Here is a 20,205-nt window from a genome sequence, read left to right as displayed (position 1 = left end):
GACCGGGTTTTGTCAGGAGAAGGTCAAGGCGCGGGGATCCTCGAGGCCCGTCAGGTTGTAAAGCCCCCTTCGGATCACCGCCCCCCCAAGGAGCCTCTCCCCCCGGTAGAAGACGGCGCTCTGCCCTGGGGTCACGGCGAAGACGGGGTGGGCAAAGCGGAGGCGCAAGGGGCTTAGGGACTCCACCTTGGCCCGCACGGGGGGCGTGCGGTAGCGCACCTGGACCTCCACCTCCTCGGGAAGCTCGGCGAGGAGGTTGAGGCCTTCCCCTTCCAGGCCCTCAAAGTAGCAGGCCTCCTTGGGGCCCACGTAGACCACGTTCCTCTCGGGGTCCACCCCCACCACGTACCGCTCCAGGTGGGTCTTGTAAAGCCCGAGGCCCTTCCTCTGGCCCAGGGTGTAGAGGCTTGCCCCCTCGTGCTCCCCCACCACCTCCCCCGTGAGGGCGTCCACGAGAGGGCCAGGCCTGGGCTTCAGGCGCTCCTTGAGGAAGCCTTTGAGGTCGCCGGCCACGAAGCAGAGGTTCTGGCTTTCGGGCCTCCTCGCCGTAGGGAGGCCCGCCTTCTCGGCGAGGGCCCGCACCTCGGGCTTGGTGAGCCCCCCCACGGGGAAGAGGAGGTGGGGAAGGGCCTCCTTGGGGGTGCCCCAGAGGAAGTAGGTCTGGTCCTTGTTGGGGTCTAGGCCCCTAAGGAGGGCAAGGCCCTCCTTCCGCACGTAGTGGCCCGTGGCCACGTAGTCCAGGCCGAGCCTTCTCGCCTGCTTGAGGAGGGCCCCGAACTTGACGAAGGTGTTGCACCGGGCGCAGGGGTTCGGGGTGCGCCCCTGGGCGTAGTCCTGGAGGAAGGGGGAGATGATCTCCTCCTCAAAGACCTCCCGGTAGTCCAGGAGGTAGAAGGGGATGCCCAGGCGGTCCGCCACCCGCCTCGCCTCGTAGGCGGCGTCCGGGGTGCAGCAGCTCTCCCAGGCCCGGGGCTTCCCCGCCTCTAGGCTTGGGGGCGGAAGGTCGGGCCAGAAGCGCATCATGGCCCCCACCACCTCGTAGCCCGCCTCCTTGAGGAGGAGGGCGGCCACGGAGGAGTCCACCCCCCCGGACATGGCCACGAGAACCCGCTTCATGCCACCACCCTCTCCCCTAGGGCTGCCTCGGTGCTCCTGATGGCCACCTCCACCATCTCCGGGGTGGGCTCGGCCACGGTGAGGGCCTGGAAGCGGAAGCCGAGCTCCCGGAAGAGGCGGGAGAAGGGGTCCTGGTGCCGGGCGGAGAAGTAGAGGAGCTCATAGGCCAAAGCCGCCACCAGGGGCAGGAAGAGGACCCGGGCGAGGAGCCGCCACCAGAGCACCTCGGGGGCGGGGATGAGGCTGTAGACCAGGACCGAGACCACGATGACGAAGGCGATGAAGGTGGTGCCGCACCGGGGGTGGAAGCGGGGCTGGGCCAGGACGTTCTCCACGGTGAGGGGAAGCCCCTTCTCGTAGGCGTGGATGGCCTTGTGCTCCGCCCCGTGGTACATGAAGAAGCGGCGGATCTCCGGCATGCGCCGGATGAAGAGGAGGTAGCCCACCAAAATCCCCACCTTGAGGAGGCCCGCGAGGAGGTTGTAGAGCGCGGGGTGGCGGGCGGCGTCCACGAAAAGTCCGGCGAGGAAGCCGGGGAAGACGATGAAAAGGGCGATCCCGACAAGGAGGCTCACCGCCACCGTCCCCCAAAGCGCCCCCCGGGGAACCTCCTCGCCCCCGGCGAGCTCGGCGCTCCGCGCCAGGGCTCGGTAGCTCACGGAAAGGGCGTCAAAGAGGGCCACCACCCCCCGGAGGAGGGGAAGCCTCGTCCAGGGGTAGCGCTCGGTGAGGGCCCTTTCCTCGTGGCGTTCCACGTGGATCCTTCCGTCCGGCAGGCGCACCGCCAGGGCCCAGGCCCAGGGGGCCTTCATCATCACCCCCTCGAGGGCCGCCGCCCCCCCGAGGGCCAGTTGCTTCGCTAGAAGAAGCCACCGCATCCCTCCCATTCTGCCACGCCCCCGTGGTAAAACCTTGGACGTGGTCACCCTGCGCGCCGTTTCCACGGGCCTGGCCGAGGGCCAGGCCCCCCTCAAGGTGGTCTGGGCCAAGGAAGGCGTCCTCCTCCCCCAGGGGGAGGCCCTGGACGCCCGCCTCAAGGGGCGGCTCCGCCAGGCCCTGAAGGAGGCGGGGCTTAAGGCGGGGGAGAGCCTTCTCCTCTACACGGAGGAGGGCCCCGTCCTCCTCTTCGGGCGGGGCGAGGACGACCGGGAAAGCGGGGGGAGGCTCGCCCAGGCCCTCCAGAGGCTCGCCTTTCCCGAGGCCCTGGTGGAGCCTTTGGAGGACGCCGACGCCCTGGCCGAGGGCCTTCTCCTCGGGGCCTACCGCTTTGACCGGCTTAAGACGAAAAGGGAGGAAAAGGCCCTCACCCTCCTCCTTCCGGGCGTTTCCGAGGCCCTTTTGGAGCGGGCGAGGAAGGTGGCGGAAGGGGTCTACCTGGCCCGGGACCTGGTGAACGAGCCCCCCAACCTCCTCACCCCGGAGGCCCTGGCGGAGCGGGCCTTGGAGCTTAGGGCCCTAGGGGTGGAGGTGGAGGTCCTGGACGAGAAGGCCATCGCCGAGCTCGGCATGGGGGCCTTCCTCGCCGTGGCCCAGGGCTCGGAGAACCCGCCCCGGTTCATCTGCCTCCGCTATGCCCCCGAGGGGGCCAAGGCCCGGCTGGACCTGGTGGGGAAGGGCCTCACCTTTGACTCGGGCGGCTACTCCCTGAAGCCCACGGAGAGCATGGCCACCATGAAGGGCGACATGGCGGGGGCGGCGGCCGTGCTCGGGGCCTTCAAGGCCGCGGCCCTTTTGGGCCTTCCCGTGGAGCTGAGGGGCTACATCGCCGCCTGCGAGAACCTGGTCTCCGGGCGGGCCTACCGGGTGGGGGACGTGCTCAAGACCCTCTCCGGCAAGACCGTGGAGGTGATGAACACCGACGCCGAAGGCCGCCTCACCCTGGCCGACGCCCTGGCCTACGCCGAAAGGGAGGGGGCGGAGCGGATCCTGGAGCTTTCCACCCTCACGGGGGCCGCGGTGGTGGCCCTGGGGGAGGAGGTGGCGGCCCTCTTCGCCACCGAGCCCTCCTGGGGGGAGAGGGTGCGGGAGGCGGCGGAAAAGGCCGGGGAGAAGGTCTGGCCCATGCCCTTGGAGAAGGCCTACCGGGAGAAGCTGAAAAGCCCCGTGGCCGACCTCAAGAACGTGGGGGACCGCTACGGCGGGGCCATCGCCGCCGCCCTCTTCTTGGCGGAGTTCGTGCAGGTGCCCCTCGTCCACCTGGACATCGCCGGGCCCGCCTTCGCCAGGAAGGCCCACGCCCTGGGCCCTGAGGGGGGAACGGGCTTCGGCGTGCGCACCATCCTGAAGGTGGCGGAGGCCTTGTAGAGCCGCCCCGTGCGGGCTTAGGTCCCGCGGGGAAGGAAAGAAGGCGCGGGCCCGGGGAACCCCCCGGGCCCCAGGCTTAGGCGGCTACCTCTGGCAGTTCGGGCACTTCCCCCGGAACTCCAGGCGGAAGCCCTCGAGGGCCCAGCCCGTGCGCTCGGCGGCCGCCTGCATGGCGGGGCTCACCTCCAGCTCGGGAAGGTTCTTAAGGAGCAGGTCCTCCACCTTGCCGCAGGAGAGGCAGACCAAGTGCACGTGGGGCTCGTTGTAGCCGTCGTACCGGGTGTAGCCCTTGGGGTCCTTGAACTCGTAGATGAGCCCGTGCTCCCTGAGGACGTGCAGGTTCAGGTAAACGGTGGAGAGGCCGATGTCGTAGCCCCGCTTCTTCAGGCCCTGGTAGAGCTCCTCCGGGGTGGGGTGCACGTTTTTGCGGTCCAGGAAGCTCAGGATCCTCTCCCGGGGAAGGGTGTGGCGCAGGCCCACCGCCTTTAGCCGCGCGCGGTAGCTTTCCTTCTCCTTGGTCCTCGGCATCCTTCCTCCTTTCCTACCAGTTTCAGTATACACCCCGAGTGTGCAAACGCAACGCTTTTCGGATCTGGAGGTGGTAGAGGAGGGCGAGGCCCTTTCCTGCAGGGCCCCCGGGTGTATAATGGCCGCGCCTTGGACCGCCCCGTCTACCGCTTCCTCCGCCTCCTTTTCCTCCTCGGCCTGGTGCACGGGTTCTACCTCCTCGCCCAGGAGGGGCTCAGGGCCTGGGAGCTGGCCCGGGAGCGGGCTGCGCTTAAGGAGGAGGTGGCGCGGGCCCGGGCCGAGGTGGAGCGGCTTAAGGAGGAGGTGCGGGCCGCCCGCGACCCCGCCTACCTCGAGGCCCTCCTCCGCCGGATGGGCTGGGTGCGGAAGGACGAGGAGGTTCGTCGCTGGCCATGATGCGCGATCCTAGGGAGCTTTTCTGGGAAGACGAGGGGCTCACCGAGGGCCTCACCGACGAGGAGGCCCAGTTCCTCTTGGGCTGGCTCATGGACGTGGCCGAGGACCTGGACCCGGCCCACCTGGCCCACCTCCGCCGCCTCGGGCGGGAGATCACGCGGCTCGCCCGGGACTACGGGGTCCCCGTGGGGGAGCTCGTCCAGCTGGTGGAGCTGGCCTGGTCGGACCCGGAGCCCGAGGGGCTCCAGGCATGACCTACACCGGCACGCCCTCCCCGAAGCGCGCCAGGCTCACCTCCTGCCCGCGGAGGGCGAGGAGCTTGCCTAGGGCGAGGAGCTTTTCCTCTTCCCCGTGGACCAGGACCACGCGGGGCTCGCCCTGAAGCCAGTCCAGAAGCTCGTCCTGCCCGGCGTGGCCGGAGAAGCCGCCCAGGGTGTGGACGCTCGCCCGCAAGGGCACCTCTTCCCCCAGGATCCGCACGGCGGGGGGGCGGGCGATGATCTCCGCCCCAAGCCCTCCCCGGGGTTGGTAGCCCACGAAGACGAGGGCGTTTCGGGGATCGGAGAGGCCGTGCTTGAGGTGGTGGAGGATCCGCCCTCCTGTGAGCATCCCGCTTCCTGCAAGGACCACCATGGGGCCGGGCTCGCGGTTTAAGGCCTTGGAGGCCTCGGCGTGCTCCACCACCTCGAGGCCCGCAGGGCGGAAGGGGTTCTTCCCCTGGAGGAAGTAGGCCTGGACCTCCTCGCTGAAGTAGCGGACCAACCTGGGGTAAAGGGAGAGGACCCGTCCCGCCATGGGGGAGTCCAGGTAGATGGGCGCCCGGGGGAGGCGGTGGCCGTGCGTGTAGAGGACGTAGAGGATCTCCTGCGCCCGCTCCACGGCGAAGGTGGGGATGAGGACCTTCCCGCCCTGGCTTAGGGTTCTTCCCAGGATCTCCAGAAATTCCTGGACCGTCTCCCGGTAAGGGCGGTGGGGGCGGTCCCCGTAGGTCCCCTCCGCGAGGACCAGGTCGGCGAGCGGAGGGGGGGAGGGGTCGGGGAGGACGTCCTTTTCCCGGTTGCCCAGGTCCCCGCTGTAGACCAGGGTCCTCCCCTCCCCCTGGGCCACCACGAAGGCGCTTCCCGGGAGGTGCCCCGCCTGGCCGAAGGCGAGGCTTAGGGCCCCGAGCCGGAGCCACTCCCCGTACTCCAGGGGCCTGAGGTGCCCCAGGGCCTCCTCCACATCCTCGGGGCTGAAAAAGGGCTCGTCCATCACCTTGAGGGCGTCCTCCAGGACGATCTCCATGAGGAGGGCCGTGGCCCGGGTGGCGTAGACGGGACCCCGGTAGCCTTCGCGGAAGAGCTTGGGTAGCCGCCCCACGTGGTCCAGGTGGGCGTGGGTGAGGAGGACGGCGTCCACCTCCTTAGGGTCAAAGCCGAAGGGGGCGTGGTTCCTGGCCTCCTCCTTTCCTTGAAACATCCCGCAGTCCAGAAGGACCCGCCTGCTCCCGGCGAGGAGGAGGTGGCAGCTTCCCGTCACCTCCCGGGCCGCCCCAAAAGGTACGATGCGCATGCCCTTATCTTGACACTTTCGAGCGGGTGTGCTAGCCTAAACCCTCGGACAGGGTCCCATCCCCCGTCCTGCCACCCTAGCTCAACCGGCAGAGCACCCGACTTGTAATCGGGGGGTTGGGGGTTCAACTCCCCTGGGTGGCTCCAAAAGAAGGGCGTGGGCAGGTGCCCGAGCGGCCAAAGGGGACGGTCTGTAAAACCGTTGGCGTATGCCTTCGCTGGTTCGAATCCAGCCCTGCCCACCACGCGGTGTGCGCTCAGCACACCCCATGCGGGAGTAGCTCAGTTGGTAGAGCATCGGCTTCCCAAGCCGAGGGTCGCGGGTTCGAGTCCCGTCTCCCGCTCCACGAGCTCGCGTAGCTCAGCAGGTAGAGCACACCCTTGGTAAGGGTGAGGTCGCCGGTTCGAGCCCGGCCGCGAGCTCCATTTTTTGACTGCCCTGGAGCCACCCAGGGCGGCTTTGGCATGTAAGGAGGACGGAGATGGCGAAGGGCGAGTTTATTCGGACGAAGCCTCACGTGAACGTGGGGACGATTGGGCACGTGGACCACGGGAAGACGACGCTGACGGCGGCGTTGACGTATGTGGCGGCGGCGGAGAATCCGAATGTAGAGGTTAAGGACTACGGGGAGATTGACAAGGCGCCGGAGGAGCGTGCGCGGGGGATTACGATCAACACGGCGCACGTGGAGTACGAGACGGCGAAGCGGCACTATTCGCACGTGGACTGTCCTGGGCACGCGGACTACATCAAGAACATGATTACGGGTGCGGCCCAGATGGACGGGGCGATTTTGGTGGTATCGGCGGCGGACGGGCCGATGCCGCAGACGCGGGAGCACATTTTGTTGGCGCGGCAGGTGGGGGTTCCGTACATTGTGGTGTTCATGAACAAGGTGGACATGGTGGATGATCCGGAACTCCTGGACCTGGTGGAGATGGAGGTGCGGGACCTTTTGAACCAGTACGAGTTTCCTGGGGACGAGGTTCCGGTGATTCGGGGGAGTGCGTTGCTTGCGCTTGAGCAGATGCACAAGAACCCGAAGACGAGGCGTGGGGAGAACGAGTGGGTGGACAAGATTTGGGAGTTGTTGGACGCGATTGACGAGTACATTCCCACGCCGGTGCGGGACGTGGACAAGCCGTTCTTGATGCCGGTGGAGGACGTGTTTACGATCACGGGTCGTGGGACGGTGGCCACGGGTCGGATTGAGCGGGGCAAGGTGAAGGTTGGGGACGAGGTGGAGATTGTGGGCCTTGCTCCGGAGACGCGGAAGACGGTGGTGACGGGTGTGGAGATGCACCGGAAGACCTTGCAGGAGGGGATTGCTGGGGACAATGTGGGGGTGCTCCTGCGGGGTGTGAGCCGGGAGGAGGTGGAGCGGGGGCAGGTGCTGGCGAAGCCTGGGAGCATTACGCCGCACACGAAGTTTGAGGCCTCGGTGTATGTGCTGAAGAAGGAGGAGGGTGGACGGCACACGGGGTTTTTTTCGGGGTACCGTCCGCAGTTTTACTTTCGGACGACGGACGTGACGGGGGTGGTGCAGTTGCCTCCGGGCGTGGAGATGGTGATGCCTGGGGACAACGTGACGTTTACGGTGGAGCTGATCAAGCCGGTGGCGCTGGAGGAGGGTTTGCGGTTTGCCATCCGTGAGGGTGGGCGGACCGTGGGCGCCGGCGTCGTCACCAAGATCCTGGAGTAAGCCAAGAGGGGGGAGGCTAGCCTCCCCCTCCCGAGGTGCCGAGATGGCCAGCGAGGTCCGGATAAAACTCCTCTTGGAGTGCACGGAGTGCAAGCGCCGCAACTACGCCACGGAGAAGAACAAGCGCAACACCCCCAACAAGCTTGAGCTGCGCAAGTACTGCCCGTGGTGTAGGAAGCACACCGTGCACCGGGAAGTGAAGATCTGATGTTCGCCCGGCTGATCCGTTACTTCCAGGAAGCGCGGGCCGAGCTCGCCCGGGTCACCTGGCCCACGCGAGAGCAGGTTGTGGAGGGCACGCAGGCCATCCTCCTCTTCACCTTAGCTTTCATGGTGATCCTCGGGCTTTACGACACGGTCTTCCGCTTCCTGATAGGGCTTCTGCGATGAGCATAGAGTGGTACGCGGTCCACACCCTGGTGGGGCAGGAGGAGAAGGCCAAGGCCAACCTGGAGAAGCGCATCAAGGCCTTCGGCCTTCAGGACAAGATCTTTCAGGTCCTGATCCCCACCGAGGAGGTGGTGGAGCTCCGCGAGGGGGGCAAGAAGGAGGTGGTCCGGAAGAAGCTCTTCCCGGGCTACCTCTTCATCCAGATGGACCTGGGGGACGAGGAGGAGCCCAACGAGGCTTGGGAAGTGGTGCGCGGCACGCCCGGCATCACAGGCTTTGTCGGGGCGGGGATGCGTCCCGTTCCCCTTTCCCCTGACGAGGTGCGGCACATCCTCGAGGTCTCCGGGCTTCTCGGGAAGAAGGAGGCCCCCAAGGCCCAGGTGGCCTTCCGCGAGGGGGATCAGGTCCGGGTTGTCTCCGGCCCTTTCGCCGACTTCACGGGCACCGTGACCGAGATCAACCCCGAGCGGGGCAAGGTCAAGGTCATGGTCACCATCTTCGGGCGCGAGACCCCTGTGGAGCTGGACTTCTCCCAGGTGGTCAAGGCCTAGAGGCGTTCGCACCCCTAACTTGGGGGGAGCCTAGGAGGGAAAAATGAAGAAAGTTGTTGCGGTGGTCAAACTTCAGCTGCCCGCGGGCAAGGCCACGCCCGCGCCCCCGGTGGGCCCGGCTTTGGGCCAGCACGGGGCCAACATCATGGAGTTCGTCAAGGCCTTCAACGCGGCCACGGCCAACATGGGGGACGCCATCGTCCCCGTGGAGATCACCATCTACGCGGACCGCTCCTTCACCTTCGTCACCAAGACCCCGCCCGCGAGCTACCTGATCCGCAAGGCGGCGGGCTTGGAGAAGGGGGCCCACAAGCCCGGCCGGGAGAAGGTGGGCCGGATCACCTGGGAGCAGGTCCTGGAGATCGCCAAGCAGAAACTCCCCGACATGAACACCACCGACTTGGAGGCCGCCGCCCGCATGATCGTCGGGTCGGCCCGCTCCATGGGCGTGGAGGTGGTGGGTGCTCCGGAGGTGAAGGATGCCTAAGCACGGCAAGCGTTACCGGGCCCTCCTGGAGAAGGTGGACCCCAACAAGGTCTACACCATTGACGAGGCCGCCCGTCTTGTGAAGGAGCTTGCCACCGCAAAGTTTGACGAGACGGTGGAGGTCCACGCCAAGCTCGGCATTGACCCCCGCCGCTCCGACCAGAACGTGCGCGGCACCGTCTCCCTTCCCCACGGCCTCGGCAAGCAGGTGCGGGTCTTGGCCATCGCCAAGGGGGAGAAGATCAAGGAGGCCGAGGAGGCGGGGGCGGACTACGTGGGCGGCGAGGAGATCATCCAGAAGATCCTGGACGGCTGGATGGACTTTGACGCCGTGGTGGCCACCCCCGACGTGATGGGGGCCGTGGGCTCTAAACTCGGCCGGATCCTGGGGCCCCGGGGCCTCCTCCCCAACCCCAAGGCGGGGACCGTGGGGTTCAACATCGGCGAGATTATCCGGGAGATCAAGGCGGGGCGGATTGAGTTCCGCAACGACAAGACCGGGGCCATCCACGCCCCCGTGGGCAAGGCGAGCTTCCCGCCGGAGAAGCTTGCGGACAACATCCGGGCCTTCATCCGCGCCCTCGAGGCCCACAAGCCGGAAGGGGCCAAGGGCACCTTCCTCCGCTCCGTCTACGTGACCACCACCATGGGCCCCAGCGTGCGCATCAACCCCCACTCCTAGGAGGATTTTGGGGGCGGCCCAGGGCCGCCCCCAAAGCGCTTGACGGAGCCACAGGGGGTTGATATAGTAGGCGTTGCGGTGCGGTCCGCGGTAGCTCAGCAGGTAGAGCAGCCGGCTGTTAACCGGTAGGTCGCAGGTTCGAGTCCTGCCCGCGGAGCCAAAAGGGGGGCCTGGGCCCCCTGGGTCTTTTTTTTCTGGGGGAAGGCGGGGTATAATCTGGCTCTGTGCGGCCTGCCGGGCCCGGAAGGGAGGTGAAGATGCGCAGGTACGAGGTGAACATCGTTCTGAACCCCAACCTGGACCAGAGCCAGCTCGCCCTGGAGAAGGAGATCATCCAGCGGGCTTTGGAGAGCTACGGCGCCCGCGTGGAGAAGGTGGAGGAGCTGGGGCTTCGCCGCCTGGCCTACCCCATCGCCAAGGACCCCCAGGGCTACTTCCTCTGGTACCAGGTGGAGATGCCCGAGGACCGGGTGAACGACCTGGCCCGGGAGCTCCGCATCCGGGACAACGTGCGCCGGGTGATGGTGGTGAAATCCCAGGAGCCCTTCCTCGCCAACGCGTAAACTGTTGACATGGCTCGAGGCCTGAACCGCGTTTTCCTAATCGGCGCCCTCGCTACCCGGCCGGACATGCGCTACACCCCGGCAGGGCTCGCCATCCTGGACCTGACCCTCGCCGGCCAGGACCTGCTCCTTTCCGATAACGGGGGGGAGCGGGAGGTGTCCTGGTACCACCGGGTGCGGCTCTTAGGCCGCCAGGCGGAGATGTGGGGCGACCTCCTGGACCAAGGGCAGCTCGTTTTCGTGGAGGGCCGCCTGGAGTACCGCCAGTGGGAAAAGGAGGGGGAGAGGCGGAGCGAGCTCCAGATCCGGGCCGACTTCCTGGATCCCCTGGACGACCGGGGGAAGGAACGGGCGGAGGACAGCCGGGGCCAGCCCAGGCTCCGCGCCGCCCTGAACCAGGTCTTCCTCATGGGCAACCTGACCCGGGACCCGGAACTCCGCTACACCCCCCAGGGCACCGCGGTGGCCCGGCTGGGCCTGGCGGTGAACGAGCGCCGCCAGGGGGCGGAGGAGCGCACCCACTTCGTGGAGGTTCAGGCCTGGCGCGACCTGGCGGAGTGGGCCGCCGAGCTGAGGAAGGGCGACGGCCTTTTCGTGATCGGCAGGTTGGTGAACGACTCCTGGACCAGCTCCAGCGGCGAGCGGCGCTTCCAGACCCGCGTGGAGGCCCTCAGGCTGGAGCGCCCCACCCGTGGACCTGCCCAGGCCGGCGGAAGCAGGTCCCGCGAAGCCCAGACGGGTGGGGTGGACATTGACGAAGGCTTGGAAGACTTTCCGCCGGAGGAGGATTTGCCGTTTTGAGCACGAAGAACGCGAAACCAAAGAAGGAGGCGCAGAGGCGCCCATCCCGCAAGGCTAAGGTGAAGGCCACCCTGGGGGAGTTTGACCTCAGGGACTACCGGAACGTGGAGGTGCTGAAGCGGTTCCTGTCGGAGACGGGGAAGATCCTTCCCCGCCGCCGCACGGGGCTTTCCGCCAAGGAGCAGAGGATCCTGGCCAAGACCATCAAGCGGGCGAGGATCCTAGGGCTTTTGCCCTTCACCGAGAAGCTGGTGCGGAAGTAGGGGGTGAGCCGTGAAGGTCATTCTCTTGGAACCCCTGGAGAACCTGGGCGACGTGGGGCAGGTGGTGGACGTGAAGCCCGGCTACGCCCGGAACTACCTCTTGCCCCGGGGTCTGGCGGTTTTGGCCACGGAGAGCAACCTGAAGGCCCTCGAGGCCAAGATCCGCGCCCAGGCCAAGCGTCTGGCGGAGCGCAAGGCGGAGGCGGAGCGGCTTAAGGAGATCCTGGAGAACCTCACCCTCACCATTCCGGTGCGGGCGGGGGAGACCAAGATCTACGGCTCCGTCACCGCCAAGGACATCGCCGAGGCCCTTTCCCGCCAGCACGGGATCACCATTGACCCCAAGCGCCTGGCGCTGGAAAAGCCCATCAAGGAGCTTGGGGAGTACGTCCTCACCTACAAGCCCCATCCCGAGGTCCCCATCCAGCTCAAGGTGAGCGTGGTGGCCCAGGAGTAGGGGCAAACCCCTTAGGCTCCTCCCCGTCCCAAGAGGGGCGGGGGTTTTCCTTGGCGAGGAAGTGGGGGCCGAGTTCCTCCAGGCTTCCCACCCCCGAAAGGGCCAGGGTGAGCTCCAGCTCCGCCAGGAAGTGGTCCAGAAACGCCCCCACCCCTTCCTCCCCGCCCAGGGCCAGGGCGTAGACGTAGGGGCGGCCGAGGCCCACCGCCCGGGCGCCCAGGGCCAGGGCCTTGACGGCGTCGGCCCCGGTGCGGACGCCGCTATCCAGGAGGACCGGGACCTTTCCCCAAGGAGTCCTTTGAGGTAGATGGCCTGCTGCACTTGGCGGCCGATCATGGCTTTGGCCGGGATTTTACCACCCTGTTTCTCCGGCGTAAGCTGGGTGCAAATGGAAAGGACGGTCCTCATCACCGGCGCGGGGAGCGGCATCGGCCTCGCCACCGCAAGGCTTCTGGCCGGAAGGGGCTATAGGGTCTTGGGCGGGGTGCGGAAGGCGGAGGACGCCGAGGCCCTGAAGGGGCTTGGCGTGGAGCCCCTTTTCCTGGACGTGACCCGGGAGGAGGACCTGAGGCGGGCGGCGGAGGAGGTGCCGGACCGGCTTTTTGGCCTCGTGGCCAACGCCGGCTTTGCCGTGGCGGGGCCTTTAGAGCTCGTTCCCCTTTCCGCCTTCCGGGAGGCCTTGGAGGTGAACGTCCTCGGGGCCTTCGCCACGGTGAAGGCCTTTTTACCCCTCCTCAGGGCCTCCCGGGGCCGGGTGGTCCTCATGGGCTCCGTCTCCGGCCTGGTGGCCCTCCCCCTCATGGGGCCCTACGCCGCCAGCAAGTTCGCCCTCGAGGCCCTGGCGGACGCCCTTAGGGTGGAGCTTCTGCCTTTCGGGGTCCGGGTGGTCCTCATAGAGCCCGGCTCCGTGGCCACCCCCATCTGGGAGCGCTCCTTAAGGCGGGCCGAGGGCTACCTGGAACCCCCGCCCCCCGGGACCGAGGGGGTGTATGGCCGCTGCCTGGAGGTGGCGCGGCGCGTGGCGGAACGGAGCGCCAAGAGGGGCCTTCCCCCGGAGAGGGTGGCGGAGGCCGTGCTCAAGGCCCTGGAAAGCCCAAACCCCAGGGCACGCTACCTGGTGGCCCACCCGGCCCGGGCCCGGGAAACCCTCCTCCTCAGGCTCCTTCCTGCCTCCTTACGGGACCGGCTCGTGGCCCGGTTTCTCGGCTAAATACCCCGCCGAGGCTTTGGCCTCGGCGGGGGCCCCAAAAGGGCTAGCCAGGGTCTCCCATGTTGCGAAGCCAAGGCGGGCGCTTAGGGGCTTTGTGCCCCGGCCTTTGGACACGGGGGCCTGGGCGGCGTATCCTTAGGGCGTGGAGTTCCGGGTGGAGGACCTCGGCTTGGTGCCTTACGGGGAGGCCTGGGCGTACCAGAAGCGGGTGCACCGGGAGGTGGTGGCGGGAAACCGCCCTCCCACCCTCCTCCTCCTGGAGCACCCCAGGGTCATCACCTTAGGCCGGAAGGCCACGGGGGAGAACCTGCTCTTCCCCGAGAGCTGGTACCGGGAGAACGGGTTTGAGCTTTACTGGGTGGAGCGGGGTGGGGACGTGACCTACCACGGCCCCGGGCAGCTGGTGGGCTACCCCATCTTCCCCGTGGGCCGGGAGGTGCGCCGCTTCCTCCGGCAGATTGAGGAGGCTATCGTGCGGGTGGCGGCGGCCTACGGGATCTCCGCCTACCCCACCCCGGGCTACGCCGGGGTCTGGGTGGGGGAGGACAAGCTCTGCGCCATCGGCGTGGCGGTGAAGGAGGGGGTGAGCTTCCACGGCTTCGCCCTGAACGTCAACACCGACCTCAACGACTTCACCGTCATCGTCCCCTGCGGCCTCAAGGGAAAGGGGGTCACCTCCTTGGAGAAGCTTTTGGGCCGCAAGGTCCCCATGGCCGAGGCCAAGACCAAGGTGGTGGAGGCCTTCGCCAAAGTCTTCGGCCTGAGGCCCGTCTGGGAAGGGAAAGCCCATGAAACCCAAGTTTGAGACCGTGGAACTCCTTGCCCCCACGGGGGAGGTCATTGAGCTTAAGGTGGTGAAGCGGGGCCTGGCCCAGGCCCGGCCCGAGCCCGTGGACCGGAACAAGCCCGCCTGGATCAAGGCCCCTTTGCCCACCGGGCCCAGATACCAGGCCCTGAAGGCCATGGTGCGGGAGCTTAGGCTCCACACCGTCTGCCAGGAGGCCCTCTGCCCCAACATCGGGGAGTGCTGGACCCACGGGACCCTGACGGTGATGATCCTGGGGGACATCTGCACCCGGGCCTGCAAGTTCTGCGCCGTCCACACCGGGAACCCCAAGGGCCTCGTGGACCCGGAGGAACCAAGGAGGGTGGCCGAGGCCATCGCCCGCATGGGGGTGCGGTACGTGGTCTTGACCAGCGTGGACCGGGATGACCTTCCGGATGGCGGCGCCAGCCACTTCGCCGCCACCATCCGGGCCATCAAGGAGAGGGCCCCTGGGGTCTTGGTGGAGGCCCTGACCCCCGACTTCCAGGGGGACCTGAAGGCCGTGGAGACGGTCCTCGCCGCGAACCCCGAGGTCTACGCCCAGAACCTGGAGACGGTGCGCCGCCTCACCCCCAAGGTCCGCGACCCCCGGGCGGGGTACGAGCAGACCCTGAAGGTTCTCGCCCACGCCAAGAAGGTCCGGCCCGACATCCTCACCAAGTCTAGCCTCATGCTGGGCCTGGGGGAGACGGAGGAGGAGATCCTCGAGGCCATGCGGGACCTCAGGGCCGCGGGGGTGGACATCCTCACCTTGGGCCAGTACCTGAGGCCCACCCCCGCCCACCTCCCCGTGGCCCGCTACGTCCCCCCGAGGACTTCAAGCGGTACGAGGCTTGGGGGTACGAGCTGGGCTTTAGGGAGGTCTTCGCCGGGCCCTTGGTGCGGAGCTCCTACCGGGCGGACCGGGTCTTCCTGGAGGCCACCCAAAGATGAGCCGAAAGACGGCCCTTTTCCTCCTGGACCTCCTCGCCCTCCTCCTCTTCGCCGGGGTGGGCCTCCTTTCCCATGGGCTTCCCCTCTCCTTGGGGGGCCTCGCCCGGAACGTCCTCCCCGTCCTCTTCGTCTGGCTTCTCCTTGCCCCTTCCTCGGCACCTACCGGAGGCCCACCTGGAAAAACCTCCTCCTCACCTGGCTTCTCGCTTTCCCCGCGGGGCTATGGCTGAGGCAGATGGTCTTGGGCGGGACTTTCGGGGTGGGGTTCTTCGTCTTCTTGGGCGTGGCCATGGGGTTCAGCCTTCTTTTCCTCCTTCTCCTAAGGGGCCTCGCCAAGGGGCTTCGCCTCTGGTAAAAAAAAGCCATGGAAAAGGTGGCCTTCATCGGTCTTGGGGCCATGGGCTACCCCATGGCGGGGCACCTGGCGCGGCGTTTCCCCACCCTGGTCTGGAACCGCACCTTTGAAAAGGCCCTGAGGCACCAGGAGGAGTTCGGCTCCGAGGCCGTGCCCCTGGAGAGGGTGGCCGAGGCCCGGGTGATCTTCACCTGCCTTCCCACCACCCGGGAGGTCTACGAGGTGGCCGAGGCCCTCTACCCCTACCTCAGGGAGGGCACCTACTGGGTGGACGCCACCAGCGGCGAGCCCGAGGCAAGCCGCCTTCTGGCGGAGCGCCTTCTGGAAAAGGGGGTGACCTACCTGGACGCCCCGGTATCCGGCGGTACCCTGGGGGCCCAAAGGGGCACCCTCACGGTGATGATGGGGGGGCCGGAGGAGGCGGTGGAATGGGTCAGGCCGTATTTGGCCTACGCCGGCAAAGTGGTGCACGTGGGCCCCGTGGGGGCGGGGCATGCGGTGAAGGCCATCAACAACGCCCTCCTCGCCGTGAACCTCTGGGCGGCGGGGGAGGGGCTTTTGGCCCTGGTGAAGCAGGGGGTTTCCGCGGAGAAGGCCCTTTCGGTCATCAACGCCTCCTCGGGCCGCTCCAACGCCACGGAGAACCTCATTCCCCAAAGGGTCCTCACCCGGGCCTTCCCCAAGACCTTCGCCTTGGGGCTATTGGTGAAGGACCTGGGGATCGCCATGGGGGTTTTGGACGGGGAGAAGGCCCCAAGCCCCCTTCTCCGCCTCGCCCGGGAGGTCTACGAGATGGCCAAGCGGGAGCTGGGCCCGGATGCGGACCACGTGGAGGCCCTGAGGCTTTTGGAGCGCTGGGGCGGGGTGGAGATCCGCTGATACCACCCCATACCGGCGCAAGCCCGCACGGGGGTCCTGGGGAAAAGCCTTAGCGGAGACTTCCGGTGGTAGGCGAGCAAACGAAACAGGGGAAAAGGGTATTCGTCACGAGTCGAGGCTTTTGAGGACATGCTCCAAGAGTTTGACCCGCAGTGGGACCACGAAAGGCTGATAAGGCTCGAAGTAAACATAGGAGTAGCCTATTATGGGCTCAGAGAGGAGAAAGTCGGCCACAAAGGCAAAAGGAGCTTTAGCCCTCTTGAGGACTTTCACGTCCTCCTCGCTGGAGAGGTGCTTCACCAGAAAGTTTTCCGTCTGGGAGAGTATCTCCATGGGGATGCTGGCGGGGGACTGAGTGGAGTACAGCATTCCTATGCCGTACTTCCTCCCCTCCTTGGCCACGCGGTAGAAGATCCCTGCCTTGTCCTCCAGGAAGTTGTGGGCCTCTTCCAGGACCACGAGGAAGTTGGCCTGGCGCTTGCCGTAGAGTTCTACGGCCCTGTCGAAAAGGAGGTCCATGAGGCGCAAGGTGAAGAAGTCGGCGGCCTCGCCCAGGGAAGGAAGGTCGAGGATGACCACCTTACCTTCTCCCTCGGTTTTCTCCCCGAGGAGATCCTCTTTGATAGTTTCGAGGAAGTTCGCCTCCTTTCCAGGCGCGTGGAAAGCGCGGAGGAAAGAGAAGACCTTGGCCCGGCTGTAGAGCTCCCTCGCCCCTCCCTTATTGTCCCCTCGCTGGCTGTTGTTCTCCATGGCCTCTTGGAGGTTGCCCCAAGACTTCTCTTCGGATATGTCGTAGTTTTCGTTCTTGTACTTTATTTTGAGGCCCTTGCGAGGGGTGAGGCCCGCTTTCCGAAGCGCCCCGTAGACGTAGGCCATGCGGTCGGGGATATGCTTCCAGTCCTCGAGGTTGTAAAAGGCGTTCTCCAGGTACTGGGGAGGCTCTGCCCCCTGGAGGCGACGCCTCTGGTAGGCGAGGGCCACGGCCAGCTCGGGGAAGTGGTAGAAGTCCACTTTAAGGGGCAAGACCTCCACGTACTCCCTCCACTCCGTCCCCAGGTGTTCCTTCAACCTCCTCGCCCAGGCCTCCTCCCTGGCGGTGTAGAAGCGGATCCGGCCCCGAATCCCCAGCGCCTTGAAGGCCTGGGCGAGGCCCGGGGAGGTGGTGGCCTCCGTCTGGAGGAGGTACTCGGCGTTCTGGTCCAGGATCAACATCCCCACCCGGGGAAAGGCGTGGGCCAAAAGGGTGAGGATGACCTTGTTCTCGTTGCTCTTCCCGAAGCCCGTCTTGCCGAAGTTGGCCGTCCTTCTGCCCACGAAGAGGGCGGGGTCCACCTCCTTCACCACCTCTGGATACTCCCCGCCTTCTTCTAGGCCGTAGGCCAGGTGGCCGAAGGCGTACCTCCTCTTCCCCTCGGCCTTAACGCTCCCTGAGGTTCTGACCTCGGCGGCGAGCAACCTTTGGAGTTCCTCCTCCGTCATGCGGTAGACCCGAGCCTCCACCACGGGGGGGAGCAGGCGGGTGGAGGGGGCGAAGAGCCCTCCCTGCACGACCCTCCCTAGGAGGACGATCCGGTGGTGGTAGAAGTTGATTTCCTTTCGCGCCCAAGGGTCCTCCTTCTCCAGGTCCACCTGATTGATGTGGGCCAGAGCGAGGGTATAGGTGGGGTCGCTACGCCCCACGGGCTCGTAGTAGCCGTCTAAAACCATGCCCACGTAGTCTTTCCCGCCAGAAGAAACGCGAACGAGTTCGCCTAGGAGGAGGCGCTTGCCTTGGTCCAGCTCCTGGGGGGTGAGCACTAAGGTGAGCTCCGCCCAAGGGCCGTTCCGCCTGGAAGACACTACCACGCCGATGGGGCTTTCGGCCATCTCAGTCCTCCCTGTCTGCCAGCCTGAGCCATTCAGTGAGCTTCTTGGCGAGATCTTCGCCAAAGGCCTTTCTGAACCGAGCGAGGATCTCCTCCTCCATCCTGCGAGGGATGGACCTGGCCACGGAGGCCCTCCCGTGGGCCTCTACCACCGTTCCCACACTCCCCCCATAGAGGACGCTACGGTGTGCCCTTAGGCTTCGGGCTACCTTAACGGCATCCTCCTCCCCCAAGTAGGGGGGGAGATCAAAGATGGCCACACCCTCCTGAGGTCTAAAGGTGTCCTCAAGGAGGCGCGCCACGTAACGCCTGCCCATGACGAAGGCTCCCTCGAGGTCGGCGTTCCACTGGCGCTCGTAGCGGTAAGCCTTCTCCATGAGTTCCTGGGGGACCTGGAGCACGAAGGTTCCCCTGGCTTCGGCGAAAAGCCTCGCCATCACCAAGGAGGTGAGGCCTTCAGCGAGGAGGCGGGAGCGTTTGGTGACCCCAGCAAGAAGGAGGTGCTTCCTTGCGAAGTAGTTCTGTAGTTTAGAGCGGAAACTCTCTCTGACGCCCAATTGCGCAAGGCGCCCGTCTTTGATGAAAAGGTAGTCTTTGTAACTTTCCTGCAAGACCTTCTCCACCCCCCAAACCAGGTAGGCCCACTCCAGGACGTCCCGGAAGATCCCCATGAAGGCCCTGAGGTCCTTGGTGTAGTATTCTCCCAGATCCTCCAGGGAGATGCCTGTGGCCCGGAAGAAGGTCTTCAAAGCATCAGCGGCGGGGCTTTCTTCGGAGCGCTCGAGGAGACCTTCCAGGTAGCCCTTGGGATCCCGTAGGACTTCATACCCAGGGAGGAGGTGGGCGATGGAGGGTAGGCGGAAACCCTTCACCCCCACTGCGGCAACGCGCACGAGGCCGAAGGAGAGGAGCGGAAGCTCTTCGAAGGCGCGTCCCTCGCCTCCGTCCACGGTGAGGGTGAGGAGAGGGTAGGCCTCCCCGTCCCCGTGCAAGGGCACTTGGCGCTCCTGCTTGAGTTTTTGGTAAAGCTCGTCTAGCTCGCGCAGGAGATCCTGGTAGTGGTCTAGCCTGAGATCGTCAAGGAAGTCCTTGAGGCCAAGGGGATTGCTTCCTTCTCCCGCATACGGCATAGGAGTTCACCTGCGTTTTCCATTGTACCTCCCGGAACGCCACAGCTTCTGAATGAGCGCCTCCTCCTCGGAAGTGAGGAACTCCATCCCGAGCTTCGCCTCCACCTCCTTCAACCTCCGGTACACCTCCCGCCTGGCCTCCAGGGTGAGCCTCCCGGGCTCGCCGTCCTTCCGCTTCTCCCGGGTCCGGGGATCCCGGGTCCACGCCCAAAGCCACTCCCGGAACTCGTAGAGGGGGAGGAGGTGGGCGTGGCCGTTCTCCAGGGCCCGCGCCATGGCCTTGTCCCGCCGCACCACGGTGCAGGTCCAGCACCCGAAGCGGGTGTCCCGGCCCCCGTAGACCGCCTCCAGGCCCTCCGTGGGGTAGCCCAGGGAGGGGGCCACGAAGTTCAGGTAGTCCCACACGAAGCACTCCCGCCAGAAGGCGATGGGGGCCACGTAGAGGGCGTTCAGACGCTTGGCCTCCTGGAAGAGCACCCCCTGGCCGCACTCCCCGCCCCGGGAGCAAGAAAGAAGGAGCCGTTCGTCCCGCGCGTCCGACTCCCCGAAGCGCACCCCCGTGAGGATGGCCTTCTTCCCGGGAAGGCTCTGGACCAGGCGGTCCATGGGGGCGATCTTCAACCTGCGGGTGCACCAGCGGAAGCGGTTGTGGGGCGGGGGGTAGCCCTTGCCGATGATTTGGACCCAGAAGCTCTCCTCGGGGCGGGGGCGGGCGGTGTGAACGTGGACCCCGGGGTGGAGCCTCTTCACCGCCTCCAGGAAGGCCAGGGCCTGGGCGTGGAGGGTGGGGATCTCCAGCCCCGTGTCGGCGTAGACCACGTGGATCTCCACGGGCTTCCCCCGGCGCTTCCACCACTCCAGGGTGAGGACGGTGGTGGCGGTGGAGTCCTTGCCCCCCGAGTAGGTGAGGACGAAGGTCTCGGCCCCCTGGGCGAGGGCGGCCTCGAGGGCGCGCTCGGCCAGGTCTGTGGCCTCTTTGAGGTCGAAAGACCCAAAGGGTTCCCCTATCCCCGCGGCCAGCGCTTCAAGGGAAACCTGCATCGCCTCCTCCTTTAAGCATCCAGAACTTTGCCCATCCCGCCTTGGGCGTGTGTTCCAGCAAAGGAGTGTGCTCGGTTCGCCTCATGGCGCAATGCTAATGGTGGGGAATTGGTTCATCAATACCCTGCAAAGACGTCTCGGCCCTCGGGGAGCTATTGTGAGGGGTCTTCTGTAT

Annotated in this window: 23 protein-coding genes, 5 tRNA genes and 3 pseudogenes; 23 read left to right on the top strand and 8 right to left on the bottom strand. The window is 66.4% G+C overall.

What is annotated here, in order from left to right:
• Nucleotides 1-12: 12 nt before the first annotated feature.
• Entirely contained in the window at nucleotides 13-1,116 is a 1,104-nt protein-coding gene (gene mnmA, locus AV541_RS00230) for a tRNA 2-thiouridine(34) synthase MnmA (protein WP_060383979.1), read from the bottom strand.
• Nucleotides 1,113-1,994: a DUF1385 domain-containing protein gene (locus AV541_RS00225; RefSeq protein WP_209440256.1), complete on the bottom strand. Its 882-nt coding sequence runs from the start codon at nucleotides 1,992-1,994 to the stop codon at nucleotides 1,113-1,115. Before AV541_RS00225 ends, mnmA begins: the two co-directional genes overlap by 4 nt.
• 40 nt (nucleotides 1,995-2,034) lie before the next feature.
• Between AV541_RS00225 and AV541_RS00220 the strand changes: the two genes are divergently transcribed.
• Nucleotides 2,035-3,420: a leucyl aminopeptidase gene (locus AV541_RS00220; protein WP_209440255.1), complete on the top strand. Its 1,386-nt coding sequence runs from the start codon at nucleotides 2,035-2,037 to the stop codon at nucleotides 3,418-3,420.
• Between the two features lie 84 nt (nucleotides 3,421-3,504).
• Here AV541_RS00220 and AV541_RS00215 read toward each other — a convergent pair whose 3' ends face one another.
• Nucleotides 3,505-3,948: a Fur family transcriptional regulator gene (locus AV541_RS00215; RefSeq protein WP_014628910.1), complete on the bottom strand. Its 444-nt coding sequence runs from the start codon at nucleotides 3,946-3,948 to the stop codon at nucleotides 3,505-3,507.
• 111 nt (nucleotides 3,949-4,059) lie between these two features.
• Here AV541_RS00215 and AV541_RS00210 point away from each other — a divergent pair, with 111 nt between their 5' ends.
• Nucleotides 4,060-4,344, top strand: coding sequence for a septum formation initiator family protein (locus AV541_RS00210; protein ID WP_011174094.1), 285 nt, complete (start codon nucleotides 4,060-4,062; stop codon nucleotides 4,342-4,344).
• Entirely contained in the window at nucleotides 4,341-4,598 is a 258-nt protein-coding gene (locus tag AV541_RS00205; protein ID WP_011174095.1) for a hypothetical protein, read from the top strand. Before AV541_RS00210 ends, AV541_RS00205 begins: the two co-directional genes overlap by 4 nt.
• 1 nt (nucleotide 4,599) lies before the next feature.
• Here the strand turns inward: AV541_RS00205 and AV541_RS00200 are convergent, their stop codons facing one another.
• Nucleotides 4,600-5,895, bottom strand: coding sequence for an MBL fold metallo-hydrolase (locus tag AV541_RS00200; RefSeq protein WP_060383977.1), 1,296 nt, complete (start codon nucleotides 5,893-5,895; stop codon nucleotides 4,600-4,602).
• 70 nt (nucleotides 5,896-5,965) lie between these two features.
• Here AV541_RS00200 and AV541_RS00195 point away from each other — a divergent pair.
• The 15 genes from AV541_RS00195 to rplI all read left to right on the top strand — a co-directional run bounded on the left by AV541_RS00195 (nucleotide 5,966) and on the right by rplI (nucleotide 11,791).
• A tRNA-Thr gene (locus AV541_RS00195) sits at nucleotides 5,966-6,041 on the top strand.
• Between the two features lie 12 nt (nucleotides 6,042-6,053).
• Nucleotides 6,054-6,139: transfer RNA gene (locus AV541_RS00190), tRNA-Tyr, on the top strand.
• Between the two features lie 26 nt (nucleotides 6,140-6,165).
• Nucleotides 6,166-6,241, top strand: a tRNA-Gly gene (locus tag AV541_RS00185).
• Nucleotides 6,242-6,244: 3 nt separating this feature from the next.
• Nucleotides 6,245-6,320: transfer RNA gene (locus tag AV541_RS00180), tRNA-Thr, on the top strand.
• 56 nt (nucleotides 6,321-6,376) lie between these two features.
• Nucleotides 6,377-7,597 carry an elongation factor Tu gene (gene tuf / locus AV541_RS00175; protein ID WP_060383976.1) on the top strand — a complete coding sequence of 407 codons (1,221 nt, stop codon included), beginning with the start codon at nucleotides 6,377-6,379 and terminating at the stop codon, nucleotides 7,595-7,597.
• A gap of 43 nt (nucleotides 7,598-7,640) precedes the next feature.
• On the top strand, nucleotides 7,641-7,805 hold the full coding sequence (gene rpmG / locus AV541_RS00170; protein WP_008630505.1) for a 50S ribosomal protein L33: 165 nt from the start codon (nucleotides 7,641-7,643) through the stop codon (nucleotides 7,803-7,805).
• The gene (gene secE, locus AV541_RS00165; protein ID WP_008630510.1) at nucleotides 7,805-7,987 is read left to right on the top strand and encodes a preprotein translocase subunit SecE; all 183 of its coding nucleotides are present in this window, start codon (nucleotides 7,805-7,807) and stop codon (nucleotides 7,985-7,987) included. The genes rpmG and secE overlap by 1 nt, the downstream gene beginning before the upstream one ends.
• On the top strand, nucleotides 7,984-8,538 hold the full coding sequence (gene nusG, locus AV541_RS00160; protein ID WP_008630512.1) for a transcription termination/antitermination protein NusG: 555 nt from the start codon (nucleotides 7,984-7,986) through the stop codon (nucleotides 8,536-8,538). The genes secE and nusG overlap by 4 nt, the downstream gene beginning before the upstream one ends.
• A 43-nt stretch (nucleotides 8,539-8,581) precedes the next feature.
• On the top strand, nucleotides 8,582-9,025 hold the full coding sequence (gene rplK, locus AV541_RS00155) for a 50S ribosomal protein L11 (protein WP_014628913.1): 444 nt from the start codon (nucleotides 8,582-8,584) through the stop codon (nucleotides 9,023-9,025).
• Entirely contained in the window at nucleotides 9,018-9,707 is a 690-nt protein-coding gene (gene rplA / locus AV541_RS00150; protein ID WP_011227804.1) for a 50S ribosomal protein L1, read from the top strand. The genes rplK and rplA overlap by 8 nt, the downstream gene beginning before the upstream one ends.
• Before the next feature lie 84 nt (nucleotides 9,708-9,791).
• Nucleotides 9,792-9,867 (top strand) — tRNA-Asn (locus AV541_RS00145).
• Nucleotides 9,868-9,964: 97 nt separating this feature from the next.
• On the top strand, nucleotides 9,965-10,270 hold the full coding sequence (gene rpsF / locus AV541_RS00140; RefSeq protein WP_038034932.1) for a 30S ribosomal protein S6: 306 nt from the start codon (nucleotides 9,965-9,967) through the stop codon (nucleotides 10,268-10,270).
• A 9-nt stretch (nucleotides 10,271-10,279) separates the two neighbouring features.
• Nucleotides 10,280-11,071 carry a single-stranded DNA-binding protein gene (gene ssb / locus AV541_RS00135; RefSeq protein ID WP_060383975.1) on the top strand — a complete coding sequence of 264 codons (792 nt, stop codon included), beginning with the start codon at nucleotides 10,280-10,282 and terminating at the stop codon, nucleotides 11,069-11,071.
• Nucleotides 11,068-11,334, top strand: coding sequence for a 30S ribosomal protein S18 (gene rpsR / locus AV541_RS00130; protein WP_008630522.1), 267 nt, complete (start codon nucleotides 11,068-11,070; stop codon nucleotides 11,332-11,334). Before ssb ends, rpsR begins: the two co-directional genes overlap by 4 nt.
• Nucleotides 11,335-11,344: 10 nt before the next feature.
• A complete protein-coding gene (gene rplI / locus AV541_RS00125; protein ID WP_060383974.1) occupies nucleotides 11,345-11,791 on the top strand; it encodes a 50S ribosomal protein L9 in 447 nt (148 codons plus the stop codon).
• Here the strand turns inward: rplI and AV541_RS00120 are convergent.
• Nucleotides 11,763-12,068 (bottom strand): annotated as a pseudogene (locus AV541_RS00120) (alpha-hydroxy-acid oxidizing protein); the annotation flags it as partial. The gene rplI and the pseudogene AV541_RS00120 sit on opposite strands and share 29 nt — an antisense overlap.
• Nucleotides 12,069-12,179: 111 nt before the next feature.
• Between AV541_RS00120 and AV541_RS00115 the strand changes: the two are divergent.
• The 5 genes and pseudogenes from AV541_RS00115 to AV541_RS00095 all read left to right on the top strand — a co-directional run bounded on the left by AV541_RS00115 (nucleotide 12,180) and on the right by AV541_RS00095 (nucleotide 15,994).
• The gene (locus AV541_RS00115; protein WP_060383973.1) at nucleotides 12,180-13,001 is read left to right on the top strand and encodes an SDR family oxidoreductase; all 822 of its coding nucleotides are present in this window, start codon (nucleotides 12,180-12,182) and stop codon (nucleotides 12,999-13,001) included.
• 142 nt (nucleotides 13,002-13,143) lie between these two features.
• Nucleotides 13,144-13,806, top strand: coding sequence for a lipoyl(octanoyl) transferase LipB (gene lipB / locus AV541_RS00110; protein ID WP_060383972.1), 663 nt, complete (start codon nucleotides 13,144-13,146; stop codon nucleotides 13,804-13,806).
• Nucleotides 13,790-14,760: pseudogene (gene lipA / locus AV541_RS00105) on the top strand (lipoyl synthase). The gene lipB and the pseudogene lipA overlap by 17 nt, the downstream one beginning before the upstream one ends.
• A pseudogene (locus AV541_RS00100) lies at nucleotides 14,757-15,115 on the top strand (DUF3054 domain-containing protein). Before lipA ends, AV541_RS00100 begins: the two co-directional pseudogenes overlap by 4 nt.
• A gap of 9 nt (nucleotides 15,116-15,124) precedes the next feature.
• Complete coding sequence (locus AV541_RS00095; protein ID WP_060383971.1) at nucleotides 15,125-15,994, top strand: NAD(P)-dependent oxidoreductase; 870 nt, start codon at nucleotides 15,125-15,127, stop codon at nucleotides 15,992-15,994.
• Nucleotides 15,995-16,099: 105 nt separating this feature from the next.
• Here AV541_RS00095 and AV541_RS00090 read toward each other — a convergent pair whose 3' ends face one another.
• Genes AV541_RS00090 through AV541_RS00080 form a run of 3 tightly spaced genes read right to left on the bottom strand, consistent with a single transcriptional unit; the run spans nucleotide 16,100 to nucleotide 20,030 of the window.
• Nucleotides 16,100-17,860 (bottom strand): ATP-binding protein, encoded by a 1,761-nt coding sequence (locus tag AV541_RS00090; protein WP_060383970.1) that lies wholly within the window; start codon nucleotides 17,858-17,860, stop codon nucleotides 16,100-16,102.
• 1 nt (nucleotide 17,861) lies between these two features.
• On the bottom strand, nucleotides 17,862-18,989 hold the full coding sequence (locus AV541_RS00085) for a hypothetical protein (RefSeq protein ID WP_014628919.1): 1,128 nt from the start codon (nucleotides 18,987-18,989) through the stop codon (nucleotides 17,862-17,864).
• Nucleotides 18,990-18,995: 6 nt separating this feature from the next.
• Nucleotides 18,996-20,030, bottom strand: coding sequence for a phosphoadenosine phosphosulfate reductase domain-containing protein (locus AV541_RS00080; RefSeq protein ID WP_060383969.1), 1,035 nt, complete (start codon nucleotides 20,028-20,030; stop codon nucleotides 18,996-18,998).
• Between the last annotated feature and the right edge of the window lie 175 nt (nucleotides 20,031-20,205).

The organism is Thermus parvatiensis (assembly GCF_001535545.1).
In the GTDB taxonomy this organism is placed as follows: Bacteria; Deinococcota; Deinococci; order Deinococcales; family Thermaceae; genus Thermus; species Thermus parvatiensis.
Note: the sequence above shows the minus strand (reverse complement) of the source record. Positions and strands in the feature narration are given on the sequence as shown.

Coding starts and splice junctions, on each gene's coding strand:
- AV541_RS00095 (WP_060383971.1), top strand. CDS start 15,125: ATGGAAAAGGTGGCCTTCATCGGTCTTGGGGCCATGGGCTACCCCATG.
- AV541_RS00205 (WP_011174095.1), top strand. CDS start 4,341: ATGATGCGCGATCCTAGGGAGCTTTTCTGGGAAGACGAGGGGCTCACC.
- AV541_RS00080 (WP_060383969.1), bottom strand. CDS start 20,030: ATGCAGGTTTCCCTTGAAGCGCTGGCCGCGGGGATAGGGGAACCCTTT.
- tuf (WP_060383976.1), top strand. CDS start 6,377: ATGGCGAAGGGCGAGTTTATTCGGACGAAGCCTCACGTGAACGTGGGG.
- ssb (WP_060383975.1), top strand. CDS start 10,280: ATGGCTCGAGGCCTGAACCGCGTTTTCCTAATCGGCGCCCTCGCTACC.
- rplK (WP_014628913.1), top strand. CDS start 8,582: ATGAAGAAAGTTGTTGCGGTGGTCAAACTTCAGCTGCCCGCGGGCAAG.
- nusG (WP_008630512.1), top strand. CDS start 7,984: ATGAGCATAGAGTGGTACGCGGTCCACACCCTGGTGGGGCAGGAGGAG.
- rplA (WP_011227804.1), top strand. CDS start 9,018: ATGCCTAAGCACGGCAAGCGTTACCGGGCCCTCCTGGAGAAGGTGGAC.
- AV541_RS00085 (WP_014628919.1), bottom strand. CDS start 18,989: ATGCCGTATGCGGGAGAAGGAAGCAATCCCCTTGGCCTCAAGGACTTC.
- AV541_RS00090 (WP_060383970.1), bottom strand. CDS start 17,860: ATGGCCGAAAGCCCCATCGGCGTGGTAGTGTCTTCCAGGCGGAACGGC.
- AV541_RS00225 (WP_209440256.1), bottom strand. CDS start 1,994: ATGCGGTGGCTTCTTCTAGCGAAGCAACTGGCCCTCGGGGGGGCGGCG.
- rpsF (WP_038034932.1), top strand. CDS start 9,965: ATGCGCAGGTACGAGGTGAACATCGTTCTGAACCCCAACCTGGACCAG.
- mnmA (WP_060383979.1), bottom strand. CDS start 1,116: ATGAAGCGGGTTCTCGTGGCCATGTCCGGGGGGGTGGACTCCTCCGTG.
- AV541_RS00200 (WP_060383977.1), bottom strand. CDS start 5,895: ATGCGCATCGTACCTTTTGGGGCGGCCCGGGAGGTGACGGGAAGCTGC.
- rpmG (WP_008630505.1), top strand. CDS start 7,641: ATGGCCAGCGAGGTCCGGATAAAACTCCTCTTGGAGTGCACGGAGTGC.
- AV541_RS00115 (WP_060383973.1), top strand. CDS start 12,180: ATGGAAAGGACGGTCCTCATCACCGGCGCGGGGAGCGGCATCGGCCTC.
- AV541_RS00215 (WP_014628910.1), bottom strand. CDS start 3,948: ATGCCGAGGACCAAGGAGAAGGAAAGCTACCGCGCGCGGCTAAAGGCG.
- secE (WP_008630510.1), top strand. CDS start 7,805: ATGTTCGCCCGGCTGATCCGTTACTTCCAGGAAGCGCGGGCCGAGCTC.